Annotated in this window: 16 protein-coding genes; 5 read left to right on the plus strand and 11 right to left on the minus strand. The window is 59.7% G+C overall.

Annotation, left to right across the window (positions count from 1 at the left end):
- The first annotated feature begins 350 nt into the window (after window positions 1-350).
- Window positions 351-806, plus strand: coding sequence for a hypothetical protein (locus tag BRPE64_RS32430; RefSeq protein ID WP_084675797.1), 456 nt, complete (start codon window positions 351-353; stop codon window positions 804-806).
- Window positions 807-829: 23 nt separating this feature from the next.
- Here BRPE64_RS32430 and BRPE64_RS22640 read toward each other — a convergent pair whose 3' ends face one another.
- The 9 genes from BRPE64_RS22640 to BRPE64_RS22680 form a co-directional block, all read right to left on the minus strand.
- The gene (locus tag BRPE64_RS22640) at window positions 830-1,690 is read right to left on the minus strand and encodes a glycosyltransferase family 2 protein (RefSeq protein WP_044042876.1); all 861 of its coding nucleotides are present in this window, start codon (window positions 1,688-1,690) and stop codon (window positions 830-832) included.
- Window positions 1,687-2,727, minus strand: a complete 1,041-nt coding sequence (locus BRPE64_RS22645) for a glycosyltransferase family 28 protein (RefSeq protein ID WP_044042877.1) — start codon at window positions 2,725-2,727, stop codon at window positions 1,687-1,689. Before BRPE64_RS22645 ends, BRPE64_RS22640 begins: the two co-directional genes overlap by 4 nt.
- Complete coding sequence (locus tag BRPE64_RS22650; RefSeq protein ID WP_016347204.1) at window positions 2,720-3,793, minus strand: glycosyltransferase family 4 protein; 1,074 nt, start codon at window positions 3,791-3,793, stop codon at window positions 2,720-2,722. Before BRPE64_RS22650 ends, BRPE64_RS22645 begins: the two co-directional genes overlap by 8 nt.
- A gap of 256 nt (window positions 3,794-4,049) precedes the next feature.
- Window positions 4,050-4,274 (minus strand): hypothetical protein, encoded by a 225-nt coding sequence (locus BRPE64_RS22655; protein WP_016347205.1) that lies wholly within the window; start codon window positions 4,272-4,274, stop codon window positions 4,050-4,052.
- Window positions 4,275-4,577: 303 nt separating this feature from the next.
- Complete coding sequence (locus BRPE64_RS22660) at window positions 4,578-4,901, minus strand: tannase/feruloyl esterase family alpha/beta hydrolase (protein ID WP_232519299.1); 324 nt, start codon at window positions 4,899-4,901, stop codon at window positions 4,578-4,580.
- 86 nt (window positions 4,902-4,987) lie between these two features.
- Complete coding sequence (locus tag BRPE64_RS22665) at window positions 4,988-5,416, minus strand: (R)-mandelonitrile lyase (protein ID WP_016347207.1); 429 nt, start codon at window positions 5,414-5,416, stop codon at window positions 4,988-4,990.
- Between the two features lie 44 nt (window positions 5,417-5,460).
- On the minus strand, window positions 5,461-6,312 hold the full coding sequence (locus tag BRPE64_RS22670) for an aldo/keto reductase (RefSeq protein ID WP_016347208.1): 852 nt from the start codon (window positions 6,310-6,312) through the stop codon (window positions 5,461-5,463).
- Between the two features lie 44 nt (window positions 6,313-6,356).
- Window positions 6,357-6,953, minus strand: coding sequence for a flavodoxin (locus tag BRPE64_RS22675; RefSeq protein WP_044042878.1), 597 nt, complete (start codon window positions 6,951-6,953; stop codon window positions 6,357-6,359).
- Between the two features lie 11 nt (window positions 6,954-6,964).
- Window positions 6,965-7,954, minus strand: a complete 990-nt coding sequence (locus BRPE64_RS22680) for an aldo/keto reductase (RefSeq protein ID WP_016347210.1) — start codon at window positions 7,952-7,954, stop codon at window positions 6,965-6,967.
- Between the two features lie 167 nt (window positions 7,955-8,121).
- Between BRPE64_RS22680 and BRPE64_RS22685 the strand changes: the two genes are divergently transcribed.
- Window positions 8,122-9,093, plus strand: coding sequence for a LysR family transcriptional regulator (locus BRPE64_RS22685; protein ID WP_044042879.1), 972 nt, complete (start codon window positions 8,122-8,124; stop codon window positions 9,091-9,093).
- A 252-nt stretch (window positions 9,094-9,345) separates the two neighbouring features.
- The gene (locus tag BRPE64_RS22690; RefSeq protein WP_016347212.1) at window positions 9,346-10,113 is read left to right on the plus strand and encodes an MBL fold metallo-hydrolase; all 768 of its coding nucleotides are present in this window, start codon (window positions 9,346-9,348) and stop codon (window positions 10,111-10,113) included.
- Window positions 10,114-10,567: 454 nt separating this feature from the next.
- Here BRPE64_RS22690 and BRPE64_RS22695 read toward each other — a convergent pair whose 3' ends face one another.
- Both BRPE64_RS22695 and BRPE64_RS22700 read right to left on the minus strand, forming a co-directional pair.
- Window positions 10,568-12,004, minus strand: coding sequence for an MFS transporter (locus tag BRPE64_RS22695; protein ID WP_016347213.1), 1,437 nt, complete (start codon window positions 12,002-12,004; stop codon window positions 10,568-10,570).
- Window positions 12,005-12,028: 24 nt separating this feature from the next.
- Window positions 12,029-12,502, minus strand: a complete 474-nt coding sequence (locus BRPE64_RS22700) for a nuclear transport factor 2 family protein (protein ID WP_016347214.1) — start codon at window positions 12,500-12,502, stop codon at window positions 12,029-12,031.
- Window positions 12,503-12,737: 235 nt separating this feature from the next.
- On the opposite strand from BRPE64_RS22700, the gene BRPE64_RS22705 reads away from it, so the two are divergent.
- On the plus strand, window positions 12,738-13,361 hold the full coding sequence (locus BRPE64_RS22705) for a TetR/AcrR family transcriptional regulator (protein WP_044043076.1): 624 nt from the start codon (window positions 12,738-12,740) through the stop codon (window positions 13,359-13,361).
- A gap of 545 nt (window positions 13,362-13,906) precedes the next feature.
- A complete protein-coding gene (locus BRPE64_RS22710; RefSeq protein WP_016347216.1) occupies window positions 13,907-19,969 on the plus strand; it encodes a hypothetical protein in 6,063 nt (2,020 codons plus the stop codon).
- Window positions 19,970-20,348 lie beyond the last annotated feature (379 nt).

Raw genomic sequence — 20,348 nt, forward strand, 5'->3', positions numbered from 1 at the left:
GGGAGACCATTGATCACGCATTCCCTATGCCTGAGATTATTTTCTGACGAGCCCTGACGCGGACCACACGGCTGGTAGCGGAATTGATTGTTGACCTTTAGATCGTCAGGGTCTGATCAACGTTCGTCTCACGGAATGCAGTCGATCCGGCAGGCACGGGTACTGCGGAGGTTTTTGATCGGCCGATCCGACAAAGTTGCGCATATCGCGCCCACCTGCGCAAGATGGCAAACTGCATTCGTCTCTTGCGTGGACGCGATGCAGAAGGCCAAAAGCGGCCATCCGGACGTGCTTAGCGCCGATGGTACAGACCGGTAATTAAACCAACTTCTTAACGATGAAGACGTCCTATGAATAAGGTCAAAACGCTGGTGCGCCGCTCTTTAGCAAGTGGAACCACTGCCGCGATCACCTCCGCGCTAGTTGCGTCGCGCGAGGCTTCGCATAACGGTGCAAGCAGTATCGCGCCTCTAAATGCAGTCGCGCACTGCATCTGGCCCGTAGAGGCGATGAAAGAGCAACGATTAAGCGCTCGCCTGACCGGCACCGGCGCTTTCATTCATTGGGGTGCAAGCGTATTTTGGGGAACATTGTTCGAAACACTGCTCTTGAGACGTCGAGCCCCACCGTCGCGCATTATCCGTATGGCTGCGGTGACCGCTGCTACGGCCTACGTTGTCGACTATCACGTCGTTCCGAAAAGAATCACGCCGGGATTTGAAGCGCATATGCCGCGACGCTCGTTTCTTCCCGTCTATATAGCGCTCGGTGCCGGGCTAGCCCTTGCCAGGCTGCTTGACGATTAGAACCCTTACGAGGATCCGCCACGCTATTGCTCGACGCGGGATCGGGCATCATCGGTGCCTTTGATCTCGCACCGATTGATCTCATCCACAGACGGCATCCGAATCAGGTCCAAAGTGTCGCGATCAAAGTTTATATATCCTGCGTCGGCAAATTGACGCAGCCAACCTTCCATGGGCCATATGCCCCAGCGTTTGCGAAACAAGTGCGCATTCGCGACGATTGCGCGGAGGTGGTTAAGCGGCGGGTCGTAGCTCGGATGAAATTGATGGAACGCCGTTGCAGCAACGAGCCGAATTGGCACGTTCGATTTCGCGGCCTTGAAGGCGAAATCGGTGTCTTCGCCACCGTAGCCTTCGTATCGTTCATCGAAACCGCCTATTCGCTCAAAGGTCTCTCGTCGGCAAGAGAAATTAAGAGACCAAAAAAGGTGATGCGGCAGCAAGTCGCCTACGCTGTACTCTCGATGCACGGGATGTGTCGCGCCACGTTCAATAAGATCTTCATTCGACGTTAGAGCACCGGCGACGCCGGGCGGCAGATATAGCGTCTCACCCTGAAGCACCGCGTCTTTGTGTTGGGCAAGTGCAGCCCTATAGCGCGTGACGAGCCAGCGATCGGGAATACAGTCCACGTCCAGGAATATAAGGTCGTTACTCGGCGCGTGCAAAACCGCCTGATTGCGGGCGGCTGCGAGCGGCAGGGCGTCATTGGCGCTGCGTACCATGCAATGAATAATTGAAAATCGGCTGCTTTGCCATTGCGCTTGTTCCTCGTTCATTTGCACGATGACCAGCGCCTGCGGCAAGTCGACCGACCGTTCAAGGCCTCGGATCAAATTTGCTAGATGATCGTGGCGACCATGTACCAACGTCAGAACGTTCACGGTAGATTCGCCTCTGCGGTTTGCATGATGAAGCGAGCCGCGCGTTCCGCGCCGCGGTCCGTCGCGTATCGATCCCATGCTGAAGCGCGCAACCGCTCCGCGCGAATCAATAGCGATGGCCATTCTTGTGCCGGCGGCCAGGCGGAAAGACTAATCGCCAGCTTTGCCGCATCCAGCACTCGCGCAGTCGCTTGTTGTTCGCCAAAGGGCCGCGCTTCGGGAATGCAGATGAATCGACAACGAAGCGCGGCGATCTCACTCACGACACCATCCCCAGCGGAGCCGATGACAACGCTTGCCTTACTTAACCAAGGCAATGGATCATCCAGCACTCCATGAAGATGCAGATTGACGGGAAGGCTTACCGCATCGTCCGGCGCTATCGGACCAAGGACCGCCCATTGCCAGTCATCGCAGAGGCGAGCGGCTATGGCCAGGCGAGCCAGTGTGATTGCTGTGCCGCCGTGACCCGTTATAACCGTCACAAGTTTTTCAACGCGTGGACGCGTTGCGACGACTCCTTCATATCGAGAAATAAGGCCTGAGTAATCGGTTTTGGCCGTCCAGACCGCGGGCGCGTCAGGCTGTTCGAACTCAATCGGATAAGGTGCCAATAGTCTTCGTGCGCTTGCGTAGGCGAGCGAGTGAGCCTCATCGAAGCGTGCCCCGCGTTGGCGTATGTACACGGTCGGGATACCGCAGAAGCGGGCGAGCAGCGCAACTTCGACTGATACATCGACGACCAGCAAGCAAGGCGATGCGTCGCAGAACCAGTCGACTAACATCTTCATCCGCTCTCGCAAGCCACGTACATTCAACGGGGCGTAGAAAGGTTCAAAGGTTGAATCAGGGAAGGTGTCTTTATCGAAGTCGATGGGCAGTCGACAAACGGAAACATTCGTCGGGATATCGTTCTCGGGAAGCGAGCTGCCGAAAAGCGTCACCGGGCCTGGCAGATGAGCGGCTATCGCAAGGGCGCGAGTGACATGCCCCGCGCCTTGATGATGCGCGTAATAGCCGATGGACGCGTCAGTCATACACAGGAACGCGCGAAGCGACTTCGCTCAAGAGCGCTTCATATCGCGAGGTCATCAGCTCAAGCCCCCAATTTTCGACCGCGCGCAAGCGACAGGCTGCCCGGCTCAACTTTCTTGCCTCGATGATGGCGCGAGCTAACGCACCCACGTCGTCCGGTGCGGCAAGCCTGCCGGTTTCGGGTGTCACCAATTCAGGCATGGCTCCTCGCGCAAATGCGGCGATTGGTGTCCCCGTTGCCAGCGCCTCCACTGCAACGAGTCCAAACGGCTCGCTCCAGCAAGGTGTGACCAGCGCGACGCTCGCGTGGCTTACCTCGTCGATGAGTGCTGCGCGGGATAAATGCCCAAGGTAGACAATGCTACCGCCCAGTCTGGGTGCGATCTGTTTATCGAAATAGGTGGGATCCAGAGCTTGACCAGCGATCCGAAGGGGAATGCCCGCAAGCCGTGCAGCGTCGATGGCGAAGTGAAGGCCCTTGTCGGGTACGAGCCGGCCGGTCCAGATGGCGTGATCGCTGATGGGTCCGATAGCCGGACGCCATCTGTTCAAATCGATGCCGTTTGGTATAACGAAACAGTCGGGCGCAAGGTCCGACCAGTTCGCCGCGTTCGCCTGAGAGACTGTGCAATAAGCTCCGCCGTGTGCTTTGCTTGCCGCTACTGCGTTGATGATTTCGAAGAAAGGCGGCGTATGCAGTACGGTGAGCATCGGCGTATCAATCATGCTCGCGAGCGTGACGGGGACATAATGGAGCGCGTTGTTGAAGATGACATCAAACCGGTAACCGTCGATGGCTTGCATGAGGCCCAAATACGCATGATGCTCGGCGATAAATGCAGTGCTCAGGGTATCGTGTTCGTGTCTCGACACATCACTGCGATGCACTCCGACAGCACGCAAGGGCGTGACGTGCAGTTCTAGAGCAGAGCCTGGATGGGCGAAAAGCGTAACGTCGTGGCCTCTACGTTTGAGGGATTGGGTCAGATCATAAGTGAACGATTCGAGTCCGCCGGCGAATGGTTCGATAATCGGATGTTGAATGTGGGTCAATATGCCGATTTTCATAGCCGATCTTAGTAAGAAACGCTGCGGATTTATCAAAGTCCGGAGGCCGAACTTGGAGGTTTGGCTTCAGGCTTTTTCTCTTGAGATGCGGGGTTGATTGAGTTCGGTTCTAATGCCTCGTTGGCATGTGAAGAATCGAACCCATATTTTTCCAATGCTCACGAATTGCCGGTGGGCAAAGCAGCCTGTCGATCCTCTCTACCGAAGGCACGTCAGGCGGCAGATGAGATACCGGCACTTATTCCCGGAAGCGAGATCATCCGCCTTGCTTATCTAAGTTCTTGCTCGAGGAAGTCGAGCCTTCGGTGTCCTCGTCTTGGGACTGATCTCGCCCGGAATCGGTAGTCGACACGTTCAGGTCATCCAGCGTCTTGTCGATTTTGGCCTTATCGCCATTTTCGAGCGCATCGGAGGCCTCCTTGTCGGCATCCGCTTCGCGCGACGTCGAATTGGTTGCCAGTTGCGATGTCAGGTCGGTCATATAAATCCTCGGTTGCGATATCGAAAAGGGAAATCCTTGCGGCCCGGATCATCTTCCGAGACCGGACGCAGAGAGAAGCGTCACGAACACCACTTGAACTAGTGCGACGAGTCTCGCCGGCGCGATGACTGAAAGAACCGCACACCGGCCGTGTGCTATTAGCCAGTAGCAGATGCGCTTGATTATTAGCGCAACGGACGTGCCACGCCGACTCCGTTTTGCAGGTTTCGTGAAGGGTCGGAATGAACAGGATCAGATGCGACGGCCTCCGCCAGCAGACCGCCGCCGTTCTCATTTCGAGGCTTACCGATCAACACACGAAAAGCTCGCCACATCGGTCACATTGCCGCCGACGAATTTCGGCCACGCGGGATAACGGCAAAGCGGCCGCGTGCGTCCGAGCTTCGCCGTGTTGAGGTCGCTCATTTGCAGGGTCTCGGGCGCAGCGCCCGATTCGACCCAGTGATCGAGCGCCGACAGCGAGTCGATCGCCGGATGAAACGGCCCCGTACCATGTCCGACTCCGGGCATCAGATAGAAGCGCACGAAGTCATCGAGCGCACGGCTCTTCCGATTTGATGGTTTAGCGCCAGAAGCAAAAGCGTCATCAACCGCCGCATCGTCCAACGCGTGGCCTCCCGAAGCCCCAATGCGCACGCGCGACATGCATTTTATTTTTCAGCTTGATGCGCCGGCGCGCGGTTTGAGCGCCGTTAGTCGGTGACCAGCGGCCCCGAGTGATATTGCTCGTCGGTCACCGGCTCCATCCATTCGACATTCTTGCCGTCGAGCAATTCGGTAAGCGCAAGATGCGACATGGCCGTGGTCGCAGCCGCTCCGTGCCAGTGTCGCTTGCCGCACGAGCACGAGACGATGTCGCCGGCGCGGATCTCTGTTCGGAGGCCGCCTTCGCATTGGGTCCAGCCGACGCCGCTGAGAACGACGAGTGTCTGCCCGAGCGGATGCGTGTGCCAGTTGGTGCGTGCGCCAGGCTCAAACGTCACGATACCGCCGCCGAGACGCGCCGGTTCCTCGGCCTGGAATAGGCTGTCGATACGGACAGAGCCGGTAAACCAGCTTTCAGGGCCCTTGATTGACGGCTTCGTGCCGTTACGGACGATGGTCTGAGATGCTTTGGTCATGATTGCGCTCTTTCAGGTTGTGGGGTGCTAGCCGGACTACTGCGTCAGAGGCCAAGTTTTCGTTCGCTCATCCATTTCACGATCGCCGGATCGCGATGGGAGAAGAAGCTGCTCTTGCCGGTCTCCAATGACGTGACGAGTTGCATGTCATCTTCGGACAGTTGGAAATCGAAGACCGCGAGATTTTCCAGCATCCGCTCCTTGCGCACCGATTTCGCGAGAGCGATGATGCCGCGCTGAACCAGCCATCGAAGCACCACTTGTCCAACCGTTTTGCCATGGCGCTGAGCGATCGCCATAAGGTGTTCATTCTGAAACAGGTTGTTCCGGCCTTCGGCGAAGGGTGCCCACGCTTCCGCCTGCACGCCGAACTCACGCATGAAGTCGACGCTCTCAGCTTGCTGGTGGAAGGGGTTGACCTCGATCTGGTTAACTGCGGGCTTCACATCGTTGAACACCGTGATGTCCATGAGCCGATCCGGCTGAAAGTTGCTCAGTCCGATTGCACGCAGCTTGCCGGCGCGATGGGCCTCCTCCATCGCCCGCCAGGCGCCGTGAACGTCTGAGAACGGCTGATGGATCAGATACAGGTCGAGGTAATCCAGGCCGAGCCGCTTCAGCGACTTGTCGATGGCCAGGCGAGTGCGTTCGTACCCAGCATCCTCAACCCACAGCTTGCTGGTGACGAAAAGCTCGTCACGCGGTACCCCGCAATGTTTGAGGCCTCGTCCGACGGCTTCTTCATTCTTGTAGGATGCAGCCGTGTCGATCAGGCGATAGCCTGCCTGTACCGCGTCCGCCACGCAGCGTTCGCATTCCGCCTCTTCCGCGATCTGAAAGACCCCGTAGCCGAGGATCGGCATTTTCATCCCATTGTTCAGTGTCACATCCAGCATGATCGATCCCTTGTGTTGAAAGTGAATGGTGCCAGGCGGAATGCTCAGGACGCCTGGGATAGCTTGTCCAGGCCGGTCTCGTCAAACCACTCATTGACGAGGTTCATCGTCCTGCGCTCCTGATCCGCTTGCATGACGAATGGCCTGCTGATCCTGCTTCGCGGCGCTTTGGCGGCGAGGACGGACATGCTGTTTCCGGGCCCGTATCCGCCGTGGGTCACGAACGGCGTGAGCGTCTTGCCTGCGAGGTCGTGGGTCGCCAGAAACGAGCGGATTACTGGCGGCGTGGTCTCTCCCCAGATCGGAAATCCAAGGTAGACGGTGTCGTAGTTCCTCAGTTCCGGGATCCGGGCCGCAAGCGTTGGCTCAACGCCGCTGTCCCGCTCCTGTTGAGCCTGGTCGACGGTGGCGAGATACTCATCGGGATATGGCTTGGCCGGTCGTATCTCGAACAAGTCCGCTTTGAACGCCCGCTGCAATAGCCCGGCGACAACCCGTGTGTTGCCGGACCGGGAAAAGTAGGCTACAAGAACGCGCGACCTCATCATGTGAACAGTACCCTTTGCCACCGCGCCGCTTAAAGGCACGGCCGCGACCGCAGCGACAAACGCCCGGCGCTTCCGCTCATGAGAGGACATCATGTTGTCTCGTGTCAGCGACCGACGCGAGCCTTCAGGGCAGCCGGGTAGCGCTCGCCATGTATCCCGATGTTCGCAAGCGCCTGGGCAATGTTTTGAAGGTCGGAGTCCGACAGGTCCACCGCTGCGGCACCCAGGTTCTCATCCAGCCTATGCAATTTGGTCGTACCGGGTATCGGGACGATCCACGGTTTCTGGGCGAGCAGCCATGCGAGCGCGATCTGAGCCGACGTTGCATCTTTGCCCCTCGCGATCTCGCCAAGTGCGTCGACCAGTGCCTGATTGGCCTGGAGCGCTTCCGGCGTGAAACGGGGAACAACGCTGCGGAAATCGTCCTTACCGAACGTTGCATTTTTGTCGATCGCGCCCGTCAGAAAACCTTTGCCGAGCGGACTGAACGGCACGAAGCCAATGCCAAGCTCCTCGAGCATGGGCAGGATTCGGTCTTCGGGCTCGCGCCACCACATCGAATATTCACTCTGCAGAGCGGTCACGGGCTGCACGGCATGCGCGCGCCGGATGGTCTGCTCACCGGCCTCCGATAGCCCGAAGTGCTTCACCTTGCCTTCGGCGATGAGTGACTTGACAGTGCCCGCGACATCCTCGATGGGCACGTCCGGGTCAACGCGGTGCTGATACAGCAAGTCGATGACATCGGTCTTCAGCCGCTTCAGCATGCCGTCGACCGTCCGCCGGATATGATCCGGGCGGCTGTTGAGGATTTGCTGCTTTCCGTCGTCGCCGAAGGTGAAGCCGAACTTCGTCGCGATCACCACCTGATCGCGGATGGGCGCCAATGCCTCGCCGACGACTTCCTCGTTGAGATAAGGCCCGTAGACCTCTGCGGTATCGAAGAAGGTCACGCCTTGGTCGAAGGCAGCGCGGATCAATTCCACTGCTCGGGTTTTATCGGTAGCCGGTCCGTAACCGTGACTCAGCCCCATGCACCCGAGGCCGATCGCCGATACTTCCAGTCCCGAGTTGCCGAGTTGTCTTTTGTTCAAGATGCGCTCCTTGCAGTAGACGACGAGGGCAGTAGCCCGATGTCAACTACTTTAGGCGTCTCGGTTTCAAGCGAATAGTCGATTTCGACTTGTACCAGTATCAAGCCAGGATTGATACTGACGATCCGCGCGTCCGCGCTATTTGAACCTTGGCAGAAGGACCGAACATGCCCATCAACGACTTCAGGGCGATCGCGACGTTCGCCAAAGCTGTCGAACTCGGCAGTATCAGGCAGGCCGCGCTGGCGCAAGGCGTCACGCCCCAGGCCGCCAGTCAGGCAATCGCGCAACTGGAGCAACATCTCGGAGTCCGCCTGTTACATCGGACGACGCGCAGCCTCGCCCTTACCGAGGAGGGGCAACGTTTTCTGGAGAACACGCAGCCCGCTCTCGCGGCACTCGACCGGGCTCTTGCCCAGGCGCGGGAGTCCAGGGAGGAGGTCACAGGGCCGCTGCGCATCGTTGGCCCGAAATCGTCGTTCGCCGCTATCCTCATGCCGCTGCTTGACGAATTCTGTCGCGAGCACCCCGGCATTCAGCCGGATGTCCATCTCGACGATGGTATTGGCAACTGGGTGCTTGACCGCGTCGATGTTGGATTTCGGATAGGGATGTCGGCCAGCGAAGGCGTAATCGGTCGACAACTATTCCCCATCCAGATGATTGTATGCGCGACGCCCGAATACCTTAAAACGCACGGGACGCCATCGACATTGGATGACCTGACGGCACACCGCTGTAGCGTGTTTCGGCATCCGGTCACAGGCAAGGTCGCGCCCTGGTACTTTACCGTCGATGGAAAACTCGAACATCGTCAGATGTCGCCCGCATTTGCCACCAACGATACGGAGCTTGAAGTGCAAGCCGTACTCGCCGGGCAAGTGATGGGGCAGCTTGCGAGCTTCTCGGCTGCATCCCATATCCGTGCGGGACGACTGGTGCCAGTTCTCCTGCAGCATATAAGTGCGCACATCGGTTTGCACCTTTACTACGGAAACCGAACAGCTCAGCCCAAGCGAGTGCGAGCATTTCTGGATCTAGCTTTGGCTCGCCTTAATGATTGCAACGACTACGTCCTCGCCGACAAAGAGCTCGTGCGGTTTAAGTCACGACCCAAGCGGTCAGGTCGCTCGGAATAGCGCACTGGGGTCCGCTCTGGTATGTCTCGCGCCCATTGACCGTGCGACCGGACCCGGTCGCAAAGCGGGCGTTCGCGCGGCTTCGTCCGAAGGTCGGCAATGGGTCGTGCGGCGTCGCTCGGCGTCAGGTAGCCGCCGGTTGAACAAGGTGCTTCGCTTACGTCAGGTAGCTATACTCCAACTCGACGAGATCCTTGAACCTGCAGCAAGATTTGATCAGCGTCCGTTACTTTGGGCAAACTCTCTACATCCATGCTGCCAATTGCCGACCGTTGGTTTGAACTCAAGCGCATCAGTGATGAAATCACCCTGCTCTGGGAACCTCATGTCGTGCCTCTGATGCGGTGCAATATTTGGCATGTGCGGGGCCGCGACCGCGACCTGATGATCGACACAGGAATGGGCATCGCCAGCCTGCGTGACGCGGCCCGGCATCTGCTCCAGAAGAACGTGACAGCAGTCGCAACACATACGCACTCGGATCATGTGGGCGGACATCACGAGTTCGAGCACACGCTTGTCCACGAACTCGAGGCCGACAATCTGCGCTCGCCACGCGAGCGCGGCACGCTCCTGGCGTCGGTATTGGGCGATGCTGCGATTCGTCGATACCACGAATTCGGCTATCCGTTCGATGGCGATCTGATCACCGCCGTTCCAAATGCCGGTTACCAGATGACCGACTACTGCGTGCGAGCTGCGTCCGTCACGGAAATTGTCAAGGAAGGGAATATTGTCGATCTCGGTAACCGGCATTTCGAAGTCCTCCATCTGCCAGGTCATTCACCGGGGAGCATCGGTCTTTGGCAGCCGAGCACCGGCACGTTGTTTTCCGGCGATGCGATCTACGATGGCCCGCTGCTGGACGAGATCGGCGGCGCCGATATCCTGACCTATGTGCGTACGATGAAGCGTTTGCGCGATTTGCCCGTGCAAATCGTCCACGCGGGACACGACGCGAGCTTCGGACGGGACCGACTGGTCGCCCTGATCGACGCGTATCTGGCGAAGCGCGAATGATCGTTATCAAAAATACAGCGTGGAACGGCGATAAACCATCGGCATGGATCCCTTTCGGCCAATTTCTGCCGGTCAGCCCTCTCGCAAAGCCGTCATTTGAACAGCTCGTTCACTCCTGATAACGGCCGCTTAACTGACTCCCTTCAATCGGGCCGGGGGGAAACAACAGATGTATCTAGCCGCTCTATTTTCGCGACCCACCGCGCTTTTCAAACAAGACATCCCCGTTTGGAACGTTAATCGCGCAAGCGTGTCAGCAGGCGGGCATCCATCTCAAGTCGACGATCCCCAACTGTTCAATCTCCGCCCTCATGTCCAAGGCCCTGCATCCGGCAGGATCGACGCGGAGCACGCCCCGCGGCGCTCGGCTGGTGCGGCTCGCAATTGGACTGCCGTGCATGCCGGGGGAACGAGCATCAATGTTCTCTTTGCCGCGAGTGATGGCGGGCTGGACTCAACGAGGCGCGGTCCTTGCAGCGGCCTGAATGCTCGATCTTGAAGCGACGATAGACAGCACGGCGGAAACGGTCAGACTGCCGCCGACACACATCATTGCGACGACAAGTGCTCTGGCGAGGATTTCCGGATCCGGTGAAGTCCCTGCGACACTGAAGAAGACGCCGCCAATGACCGCGACACCCAGTGCTGCGCTGATTTGCAACGCCGAATTCGTGATGCCCGCGATCATCCCGGAACCGGTCGCCGGTGCTCGATTGATAACCGAGCGCACCAGCGTCGGCAGCGCCCAGCCCTGACCGAATCCCAGGAGTGCTACCGCCCCGATCAGCGGAAACTGAGCCGGCATCTGTCCGGGCGCGCCGGCCACGAGGGCGGCGAGGAGTATGCAGCCGGCGACCTCGAGCATCATGCCGATGGCGGGGACGCGGTCGCCGAAGAGTCGAATAGCCAGCGGTGTCGTCAACGGCCCGATAAAGGCGCCGACCCCGAATGGCAAGAAAACCAGCCCTGTCTCTAATGGGCTCATGCCAAGTGCCGCCTGAAGGTAGACGGAAAACGTCAGGAAGAATGCTGAGACGACGTAGAAGAAGAGGACGCCCGTAAGTCCGCTCATCAGACCAGGCCTGCGGATCAGCTCCACGCTGATCAGGGGCACGCCGCCTAGGCGGGCGTAGGCCATCTCATATCGGCAGAAGCCTACGGCAGCGACGGGGCACGCAATGAGCATCGCGCAGGCCCACCACGGCCAATCCAACTCCCGCCCTTCGACCAGGGGCACGATGAGCAAGCCCAGCGTGAGCGCGCAAAGTAGCACCCCGATCCGGTCTACAGGTGCCGGGCTGTCACCGCGGACGTCAGGTAGCAACGGCAGTCCGAAGATCAGGACGGCAGCGACGACGGGCAAATTGATGAGAAAGACGACGCGCCACGCCAAGTGAAAGAGGTCCGCAGAGATCAACGCACCCCCGAGCGCCTGCGCGGCGACTGCGGCCAGTCCCACCGCGGCGCCGTAGAGGCCCAAGGCGCGCGCGCGCTCGTTCTCTGGAAACAGGGCGTGAATGGAGGCCAGTCCCTGCGGCGCCATGGCGGCGGCGCTCAGGCCCTGCAGCACACGCCCGAGTACGAGCATGGCGGGTGACGATGCGAGGCCGCAGATCACCGATGTCAGTCCGAAGCCCGTGACGCCGATCAGGAAGATCCTCCGCCGGCCGAAGAGATCGCCTAGCCGTCCTCCTGTGATAAGGAAGACCGCGTAAGCCGCGGCGTATCCGGAAATAACGAGTTGCAACTCTGCAGCGCTTGTGTGGAGGGTGCTTTGGATGGACGGCAGGGCGACGTTCACGATGAAGAAGTCCAGCGGAGGCAGAAATGCTCCCACCAGCAACACCGCGAACGCCGACCATCGACGCGTGGAAGAGGTTGTCGTATGCATAAGGTTAGGCGGTCGGGGGCCGCGTCAGGCCGGGAGGCCGAAGCGTTCTGTTCCAGTGATGGGGTGCCAGTTTTGGAGCGGCGTAGCGTAGTGCATGGTGAAGGTGCGCTCCAGGAATGCCCAGCGGCCTTCGCGTCGCTGATAGAGGTCGCGGTATTGGCCGCTCACTTGAAGCGTGCCCTGATCGACGTCGTAAAAAAGACAGTCCGCCGCCACCAGCCCGTGGCCGTTGTCACCCTCCACCGTGATCAGGGCATTCGCCATCCAATGATGCATGTGGGGCATGCGCTTCATGTTGATGCGTGCTTGCGCCAGGATGGCATCCAGGCCATCGGCGTTGCCGTTCGCACCCAGAAGCAGTCGCGATTCGGGATGCCAGAGCGTGGCGAGCAGCTCGAGGTTCATGGTGTCGAACGCCTCGGCGTAGTTGGCGATCAGCGCATCGATGGCGAAGCGGCTTTCGATGGCGTCAAGGCGTGCTTCGAGTTCTCTGGACATAGGTTATTTCCGTACCGAACGGTACATATATGGTGAAAAAAATGCGGGGTTCGTGTGATGACCCCGCGCTGCTCAGGATTTACGTACCGACCGGTATAAATATAAGAGAACTTGGAAGGCCGCGTCAACTGCGTTCTTGAACGGCCCGCTACCATGTGCGGGGAGGTTGTACGTCGCGACTTGTCCAGAGATTGTGTATCGACTAGTATATATATTTTGAATGGCGGAGATGTTTATGGTTCAGCGGGGTCGGCCACGTGCGTTCGACCGTGATGCGGCGATCATTTCGGCGATGCACCTTTTCTGGGAACATGGCTATGAGTCGACGTCTTTGTCGCAGTTAAAGGCGGCGATCGGCGGGGGCATCTCCGCGCCTAGCTTCTATGCGGCCTTTGAGTCTAAGGAGGCGCTGTACAAAGAGGCGTTGGAGCGATACATGGAGATTTACGGCAAGGTGACCCGTAGCCTCTATGACCCGTCGCTTTCGCCACGGGAAGGTGTGTTCCTGGCACTGCTCCGGTCGGCAAGGATGCAGATTGAGAGCGGCCACCCGAAAGGCTGTATGGTCGCACTGGGCGTTGTCGGGGCCAGTTCCACCGGCAGCGAAGCGGTCACCCAGTTGCTTCGTGAGGTGCGCAGTCGAACACGCGCCGGCTTTCGCGCCTGCGTAGCGCGGGGCATTGAGAGTGGGGAACTGCGCAGCAGCACGGATCCAGCATCGCTGTCCAACGCGTTCGACTGCTTTTTCCAGGGACTGTCTGTGCTCGCCCGCGATCGTGTCCGGCATGCCGTCATCGAGAAGGCCGTGACCGACGCGATGGGGATGTGGGATGCCGCAGTGGGGGCAGCGGATGCCTAAGAAGGTCTGCAAAACCCAGTACGCACCCCTCATTGCCTGAGAACACCTGAGCCGCGACAACGCGCTGAGTGTAATGGGCAGACCACTCACACGGGTTGCAATTTAAATCCAGCAAGGCATGCTTCGATCATTCGGAGACGTAAAGCGCTTTGTGTAGACTTCGCAATACCGGTCTGTTGGCGCCTATGACATGCTCGCAATACGAAACGGTTGCGCGTCCGAAGGCTCGGTATTACCGTTCCACGTTTCGTTGCTGCCATTCAATTTACTACCGCGGGACCGGCAGCTTCGGGTCGGTTTGGAGCGGTCGCTGTCGGGCACGATGCGGCCAAGAGCTGCCTGTCGCTGCGAACTTCTGAGCGACGGCTTCACACTGATCTTAGTCATTCACGACCAAGCTCACGAATGACCGCTTCGATCGGCGCCTGTCATACTTTGTTGCAGAACGGCAGTCGGTGAGTCATCAGCTTACCCATCTGGTGATGGATGCCAGGGTGATGCTGACGCAAGTCTTTTGATTCCGGCCAACTACCCAATCCATTTCCATGGCCCCGAACAAGCACAAAAAACCGAAGCCATTCACAGCTACAGCTCCTGCCACGGCGCCAGCAGAAGGCGAGCGCCGAGCACTCCGTGGATATATCGGCCAGTATGAGAGGGCGGGCGCTGCAATCTATGCAGCGCTCGAGCGCGACGAGCTGATGTGGATCGGCGTCGCCGACCGCAACGCGGGCATTGCCGACGACCTGGTACTCGGCTTCGATGGCTTGGTGGTCGGCCACCAGTTCAAGACGTCCAAGTTCCCTGGAACCTTCACTGTTGAGACGCTGCTTACTGGCGCCAACGGCCTCTTGAAACCCCTGGTTCATGCTTGGCAATGCCTGCGCAAGGACAACACTGGAAGCCGCATCGAGATTCGCCTGGTTGTCAATGATTTTCCGTCGATTACTGACAAGCCAGGCGACGGTACGCCGCCCCACAGCGCGGCATTTCTTGATGAGCTCCAGCAGCATGCAAATCGACCGCTAGCGGATTGGCACATGCCGGAATGGAGCCGACTGATCGACCACCTGCACCGTGAAGCCGGACTGGACGATGACGACTTCGAACAGTTCTTGCACGGCCTTCGTGTTGTAAGCGGAGCTGCGGCGGACTTCATCCAGGCGCACAAGCTGAACGCCGAACAGGCGCGACAGGCATCCGAGATTGCCAGCGTATTGCCTAAACTAGTCGCCGACGCACGCGACAAGGACAGGTGGACGCGTGATGAGCTGCTTCGTGAGCTTGGCTGGCGCGATCCCGCCAAGACGCTGCTCATCCATCGGTTTCCAGTCGGCGCGTATGTCCAACGCAACCGCGGCACTGAGGTCAAGCTGCTGGCCGCGTTGCAAACCACCGGCCAGGGCTACGTCTCACTCGTAGGTCCGCCTGGCTCCGGGAAATCCACCCTCCTACAGGTGGCGCTGGCCACCGAAGCAAACATCCGGCTCGTCCGCTACCTGGCGTACGTGCCGGGCGCTGCCCAGGGCGTGGGTCGCGGAGAGGCCGATAACTTTCTGACCGATGTCGGCACGCAGCTGCGCAACAGCGGTTTGACCGGACTGCGTCTTCGCGATGACTCGCTGCATGAGCGACGCGAACAGTTCGGCGTCCTGGTGCGGCAGGCTGGGGAACGCTTCGACCGCGACGGGATCCGAACGATCATCGTCGTCGACGGGCTCGACCATGTGCCTCGCGAAGAGCGGCCGACAAATTCGCTGCTGGGCGAGCTACCTCTTCCCGCGGCCATCCCAAATGGGGTTGTGTTCGTCCTCGGCACGCAGCGGCTGGATCTCGCGAATCTGAAGCCCGCTGTTAAGGAACAAGCGGAGAAGAACGAGCGGCTGGTTCTCATGAGCCCCCTCGGCCGCGAGGAGGTCGCACGGATGGCGGATGCTCTTGGCCTGCCTGCCGACATTCCGCGATCAGAGCTGAGCAAGCTCACGCATGGCCATCCGCTGGCAACGCGCTACTTGATTCAGGCGCTGTTGCACGCGGGCGCAGCCGGCCGCAAGCACCTGCTCAGTGGCGGGATGCCGTTCGACGGTGACATTGAGACCGTGTATACCGCCGCCTGGCGCGAAATTGCAAGCGACAGCGATGCCATGGACGTGCTTGGTTTCATCGCCCGGGCCGAGGCACCCATGGACCTGCGGCTGCTGGCCACGGTGGTCAAGGAGTTCGCGATTGAGCGAGCACTGGTCGTTGCACGGCACCTGCTCCGCAGTTCACCCCAGGGATGGAGTGTGTTCCACAACAGCTTCAGGCTGTTCGTCATCGCCCAACCGCGAATCCGCCTCGGTAGCGTCGACGCCGAATATTCCCAGCGCGTGTACCGCGACCTCGCCAAACTGGCGAAGAACGCGCCGCACGAATCGGCGCAGCGGTGGCTTGAGTTGCGCTACCGCGCCCGTGCCGGCGACGGTGCCGATGTGCTTGCGCTGGCGATGCCCGCTCGCTTCAGACAACACCTGGCTGACGGGCGTTCTATCGCCGAGATCCACGCCGATATCCGGCTGGCTCTGCTAGCAGTGCGTGGAACGCACGATGCGACCGCCTTCACACGGCTGTTGCTGTGTAGTGACGAAGTGGGCCGGCGCGAAACAGCCCTTGAGTATGCCAACCAGCTTCCACTGGCGATGCTGGCAGTCGGGGACATCGATTCAGCCGTCTCTTTCGTGCAGTACTTCCCCAGCCAGGGCTACGAGGTTGTCGACGCTCTGTTGGCGCGAGGCGACTTCGAGCGCGCGAAGGAGCTATTTGAAAGCCTCGAACCACTATCGCAGCTCCACACGTCCAAGTTCCAGAACCACGGGCACGACCACAACATCAAGGAATTTGAGAGGTGGGCAAGGCGCGTCGTTCATTTCCGGGACACCGAGCAGATCCAGACAGCGATTGACCACCTCGCTGCAGAGAGGCTACGCCAGCCCGATAAGCTGGATCCAGAAACGTTCAGCGCGCTGCGCCAACATTTGAGGAGGGAAGCCGCAGAGGCAACGCTCCTTAAGAAAGTTGGCACCGATCCACAAGAACTCTGCGGCGAGCTCGGAGTAGACAACGAAGACAAGCCGTCTGTAATAGTTCGCGCAGGGCTTTTAGCAAGTCGGCATGGCGACGTTGCGCAAGCGCTTGCCCTATTTGACGCCGCTGTCGCCCTTCCCAGCTTCGATGAGGTGCCAAACGGCTACCGCCGCCGTATGGCACTGATTGCATTCCAAGCTGGCCGTCGTGACCTCGCCGAAGCCCTGTTCGACAAGTTGGTCGCACCGATGATCTCCATGTGCGACGACGAGACGGACTTGGCTGGGCTGGGTGATCTGGTCGGCGCGGTAATGCATCACGCGAGGCTTTGCATGCTGCTCAACAAGCCACGGCCAAGCGCAACACCATCCAAGCATTCCTTCCTTCGTCCGTTCCAGCAGCACGCCTCGACGATAGGCGTGCTTCTAGGTCGCTCCGACGCCGACAACGCGACCGTGCCGGCAGGCAGCATCCAGGCCGAAGCCCGCGTTGCCCTTGGGTATCTGCTACGTCTGACGCCAGAAGCCGGCAGCAGCGAGCCATATCGCATCCAGCAGGCCCTCAAAGCGATCCCCATACTGGCGCAGGCGCTGCTGAGGCTCAGCGCCAAATGTGGCGAGGATGAGTACCGCGCAGTACTTCGAGAAATTGACGCAGCCATCGCCTCATCGACGCTGGGGGGGACTGCGTACCTGCGGCGCCGGTTGGCCGTCGATGCGTATCGGGTTGACGGTGACCGTAAGGGGGCCGTCGACCGGCTCAACGCGCTCGTGACAGAGCTTCGAGAAAGCACGCCGAGCGAACAGATTGACGGGTTGGCGGATCTAGCCATCGAGTTGGTTGAGGTCGGAGATGTAGAACGGGCGAAGCAGTTGCTGGCGACAGTTCCCGAGCAATGCCTTGGCTATGCGCTAGCTCCCAAAAAAGATCCACAGTACGTAATCTGGCGGGACATCCTGGTCCTTGCGAACACTGCTGACCCGGAGAGCCGTGTCAAGCGGCTCTCAAGCTTGATGCGCCAGGTCGGCGGCATGACCGAAACGGAAGGGTCGTCGGCCGCGCACCGCCTGACCATGTCGCTGATTGAGGAAGCGATGCAGGTCGGGCCTCGCTTCGGCTTCGAGGTGTCAAAGACACTGGCAGACTGGCAGCTGATTGGCTGGCCTAACCGCGTCGATCTGCTCACGACGGGGATGGCCCGGCGAAGCCCTGACTTCGTCTTGCCTTGCGCTACCGTCTGGTGCGGGCTTTGCCTACCGTTCTACATGGAACCGCACTACCGGGATCCGTATCACGTGGGCGACTTCATCGACGCCGCCGCCGACGCGGCAGGCCCCGGCCAGATTGAGCCGCTCACGCTGATGCTATTGGGGGCGATCGAGGTAGTCAGCAGAGCACACGAGAGGGTCGGACTGCTCCGACGTCTTCGCGCCGCGGCCGGAAGACATGGGTTCTCGTCTGCGGAGCTTGAAGCCGCTGTAGCCCGATGGACGTCAGAGGCGCCAGAACCTCGACACTCGTCTACGCCCAGCAAGTATGACTCTGCGGCCACTCTCGAGGAGCTTGAGCTCGAGTTTGATGCGGATGGCGACGAACTGAACTACAACGCCCCGTACCGATTCAGATATCTGGCCGAGAAAGCTCCGCTTCATCCAGTGCGGAGGATGTTTGAGCGTTGGCAAGTCTTGCGGGACGACGCACGCTGTCGCTTCCTGATGGTGAAGCGGTTAGCTGAGGCAGGTGAGACTGAGTACGCCAAGAAGCTGATTCAAGGCTACGCGACAAGCAAAGACCCCTGGAGCGCCTGGAGCCAATGGATGGGTGGCGGCAAGTTCCTCTACTTTGAGGCGAAGAAGCTCTTGGAGGGGCCATCCACGTCCCCAGTCGCCTTCGAGAACATCGTCGATTCAGTGGCGGCGGGCGAGGAGAGCATCCAGTCGCTGCTGACAGACCTGGATTCGATATTGCCAGTAATCAGCGCGACGCCGGACTGGCCGGCCATCTGGTCGCTGCTTGAGGAGCAGATGGTCTGCACTCGCGAATTCCAGCTTGGACGATCATTCCAGCCGAGCGAGCTACCGCTCAGCGACACGGATCTTCTGGAGGACTTGCTGCACTTTGCCTATCGGCTTCCTGTTATCGAAGTTCAGCGACACGCTCGCAACTGCACGCTGCGCTTGGCGGGGCAAGCCGGATACGGTCAAGCTTTGTTCAAGTCCCTTATGCGGCGACTTCTAACCGGCGATTCCGATGCCCCCCTGCAAGCGCTCGGAACGCTGCTGGCTGTTGACACCGCGGGCCTTGCACCTGAGCTGGGCACTGCCGTGGCTGCGTTGGTCAGTCACCGCGATATTTCGGTAGCAGAGTCAGCCGCGCTCTTGTCGTATCTTTGGGGAGTGGCAGCCTCCATGGACGCGAAGCCACTGCCGTTCTTCTATAGCCTCGAACTGCAGCCCCCCTCAGAGGGCGACCATGCCTTTAATGACGAGAGAACTGGTGCGATGCGAGTCGAGTCGCCGCTTGGCTGGACCCAGATGCTGCGCTCGACAGCACAGGACCTTGCGCAAGCGGCAGGCATCGACGAGATGACAATCCGTCAACGCGCGGCGATGCTCATCCAAGATTGGGGCGGACTCGAGGCATTCGGGCCTTCTGCTGTCAAAACGCTTGAAACCCAGCTTCGCGCACTCGACATGCAGATCACATACCTGAAACCCCATGCCTACATTGCCATTACCGCTCTGCGCCATGTCGCGGGAGAACTGCGGCTAGCAGGCAAGTTGAACGGCCGCTACAGGCCGACGCTGTTGGAGCGTTTGGGTTGTCCTCTTCCGCCTCGGCCGCTGAAGTTGCCGCGAGTACGCCCAGAATGGATCCGCATGCCGCTGTTTGACCGACATGCGGGTTGGTCCGAGCGAGATAAGAAGTGGCTTGACGAGGTCGACAGCGACGTTGCGTCCTTCCCGGCACACCACGATGGCCAAGTCGTGGCTGAGGTGTCGCGTTTCAAAGTATTCAGGCCACGCCTGTCAGAGCAGCGCCTCTACAGATTTCGAGCACCCTCGGCACAAACTGATGGAGAGGACTTCGGCCAGTGCTATGCTGCATTGCCAATCGCTGTGTGGCTAGGCCAGCACGTCGCCTTCGATAATGAATTGGCTCCGACGCTGGTAAGACGAGTTGTTTGCTCCGTGGACATGGGCTTCGACGCAGCAGCCTATCCATTCGCGTTGTGCCCAAACTGGTTGATGAGGCTTCGATGGCGAGCGCATACCGAAGAACCCAGCGTCTTCCTTGACGCGAGCGGGGCTGTGGTCGCAAAGCTCCATTGGTGGCGTGACGCCGGCCCGGTTGATATCGATGCGGAGTCTATGTGGGGCGAGGGTTGCTACCTCGTTCTGACGCCGGTAGGCCTCGAACAGATCACCACTGCCCGTGGGAAGCTCGCCCTGGACATTAACGTGTTCGCAAGCAGGCAGATCAAGCAACCGAGCAGCTACGGGCAATCTCTCTTGAAAACAGCGAAGAACGGCTACTCGCTCTAAGTCGTGCACATTAGCTGCGATGCCAGGCGAGAGAACTCGACCTGGCGCTTTTGGCTGCCTTGACCCGGCTGTTCCGGAGGACTGCTTCCGGCTGGGCGCCTAGCGTTCGTCGTGGCTCAACGACCGACCGCTATTCGCTGCGGAGCAGTCATCGGCCGTTCCTCATCGAACTTCCGCTTTGGGTCGCGCTGCGTCGGTCCGCTCCCTGAACTCATTGCTTGGAAGCGGTCACTGGAATTCTATGGCCCGTAAGCGGCCAGTCGGCAGAGCGTACTCTCGACCCGTTGCGGCCCGTCGCCCCCCGCCGCATCTGAGGCGGCTTTCAAGGTACAACGGACGTTGGATCTCCGTCATTGGGATGGCCATTAGGATGTTCAAA

The organism is Caballeronia insecticola, assembly GCF_000402035.1.
GTDB lineage: Bacteria > Pseudomonadota > Gammaproteobacteria > Burkholderiales > Burkholderiaceae > Caballeronia > Caballeronia insecticola.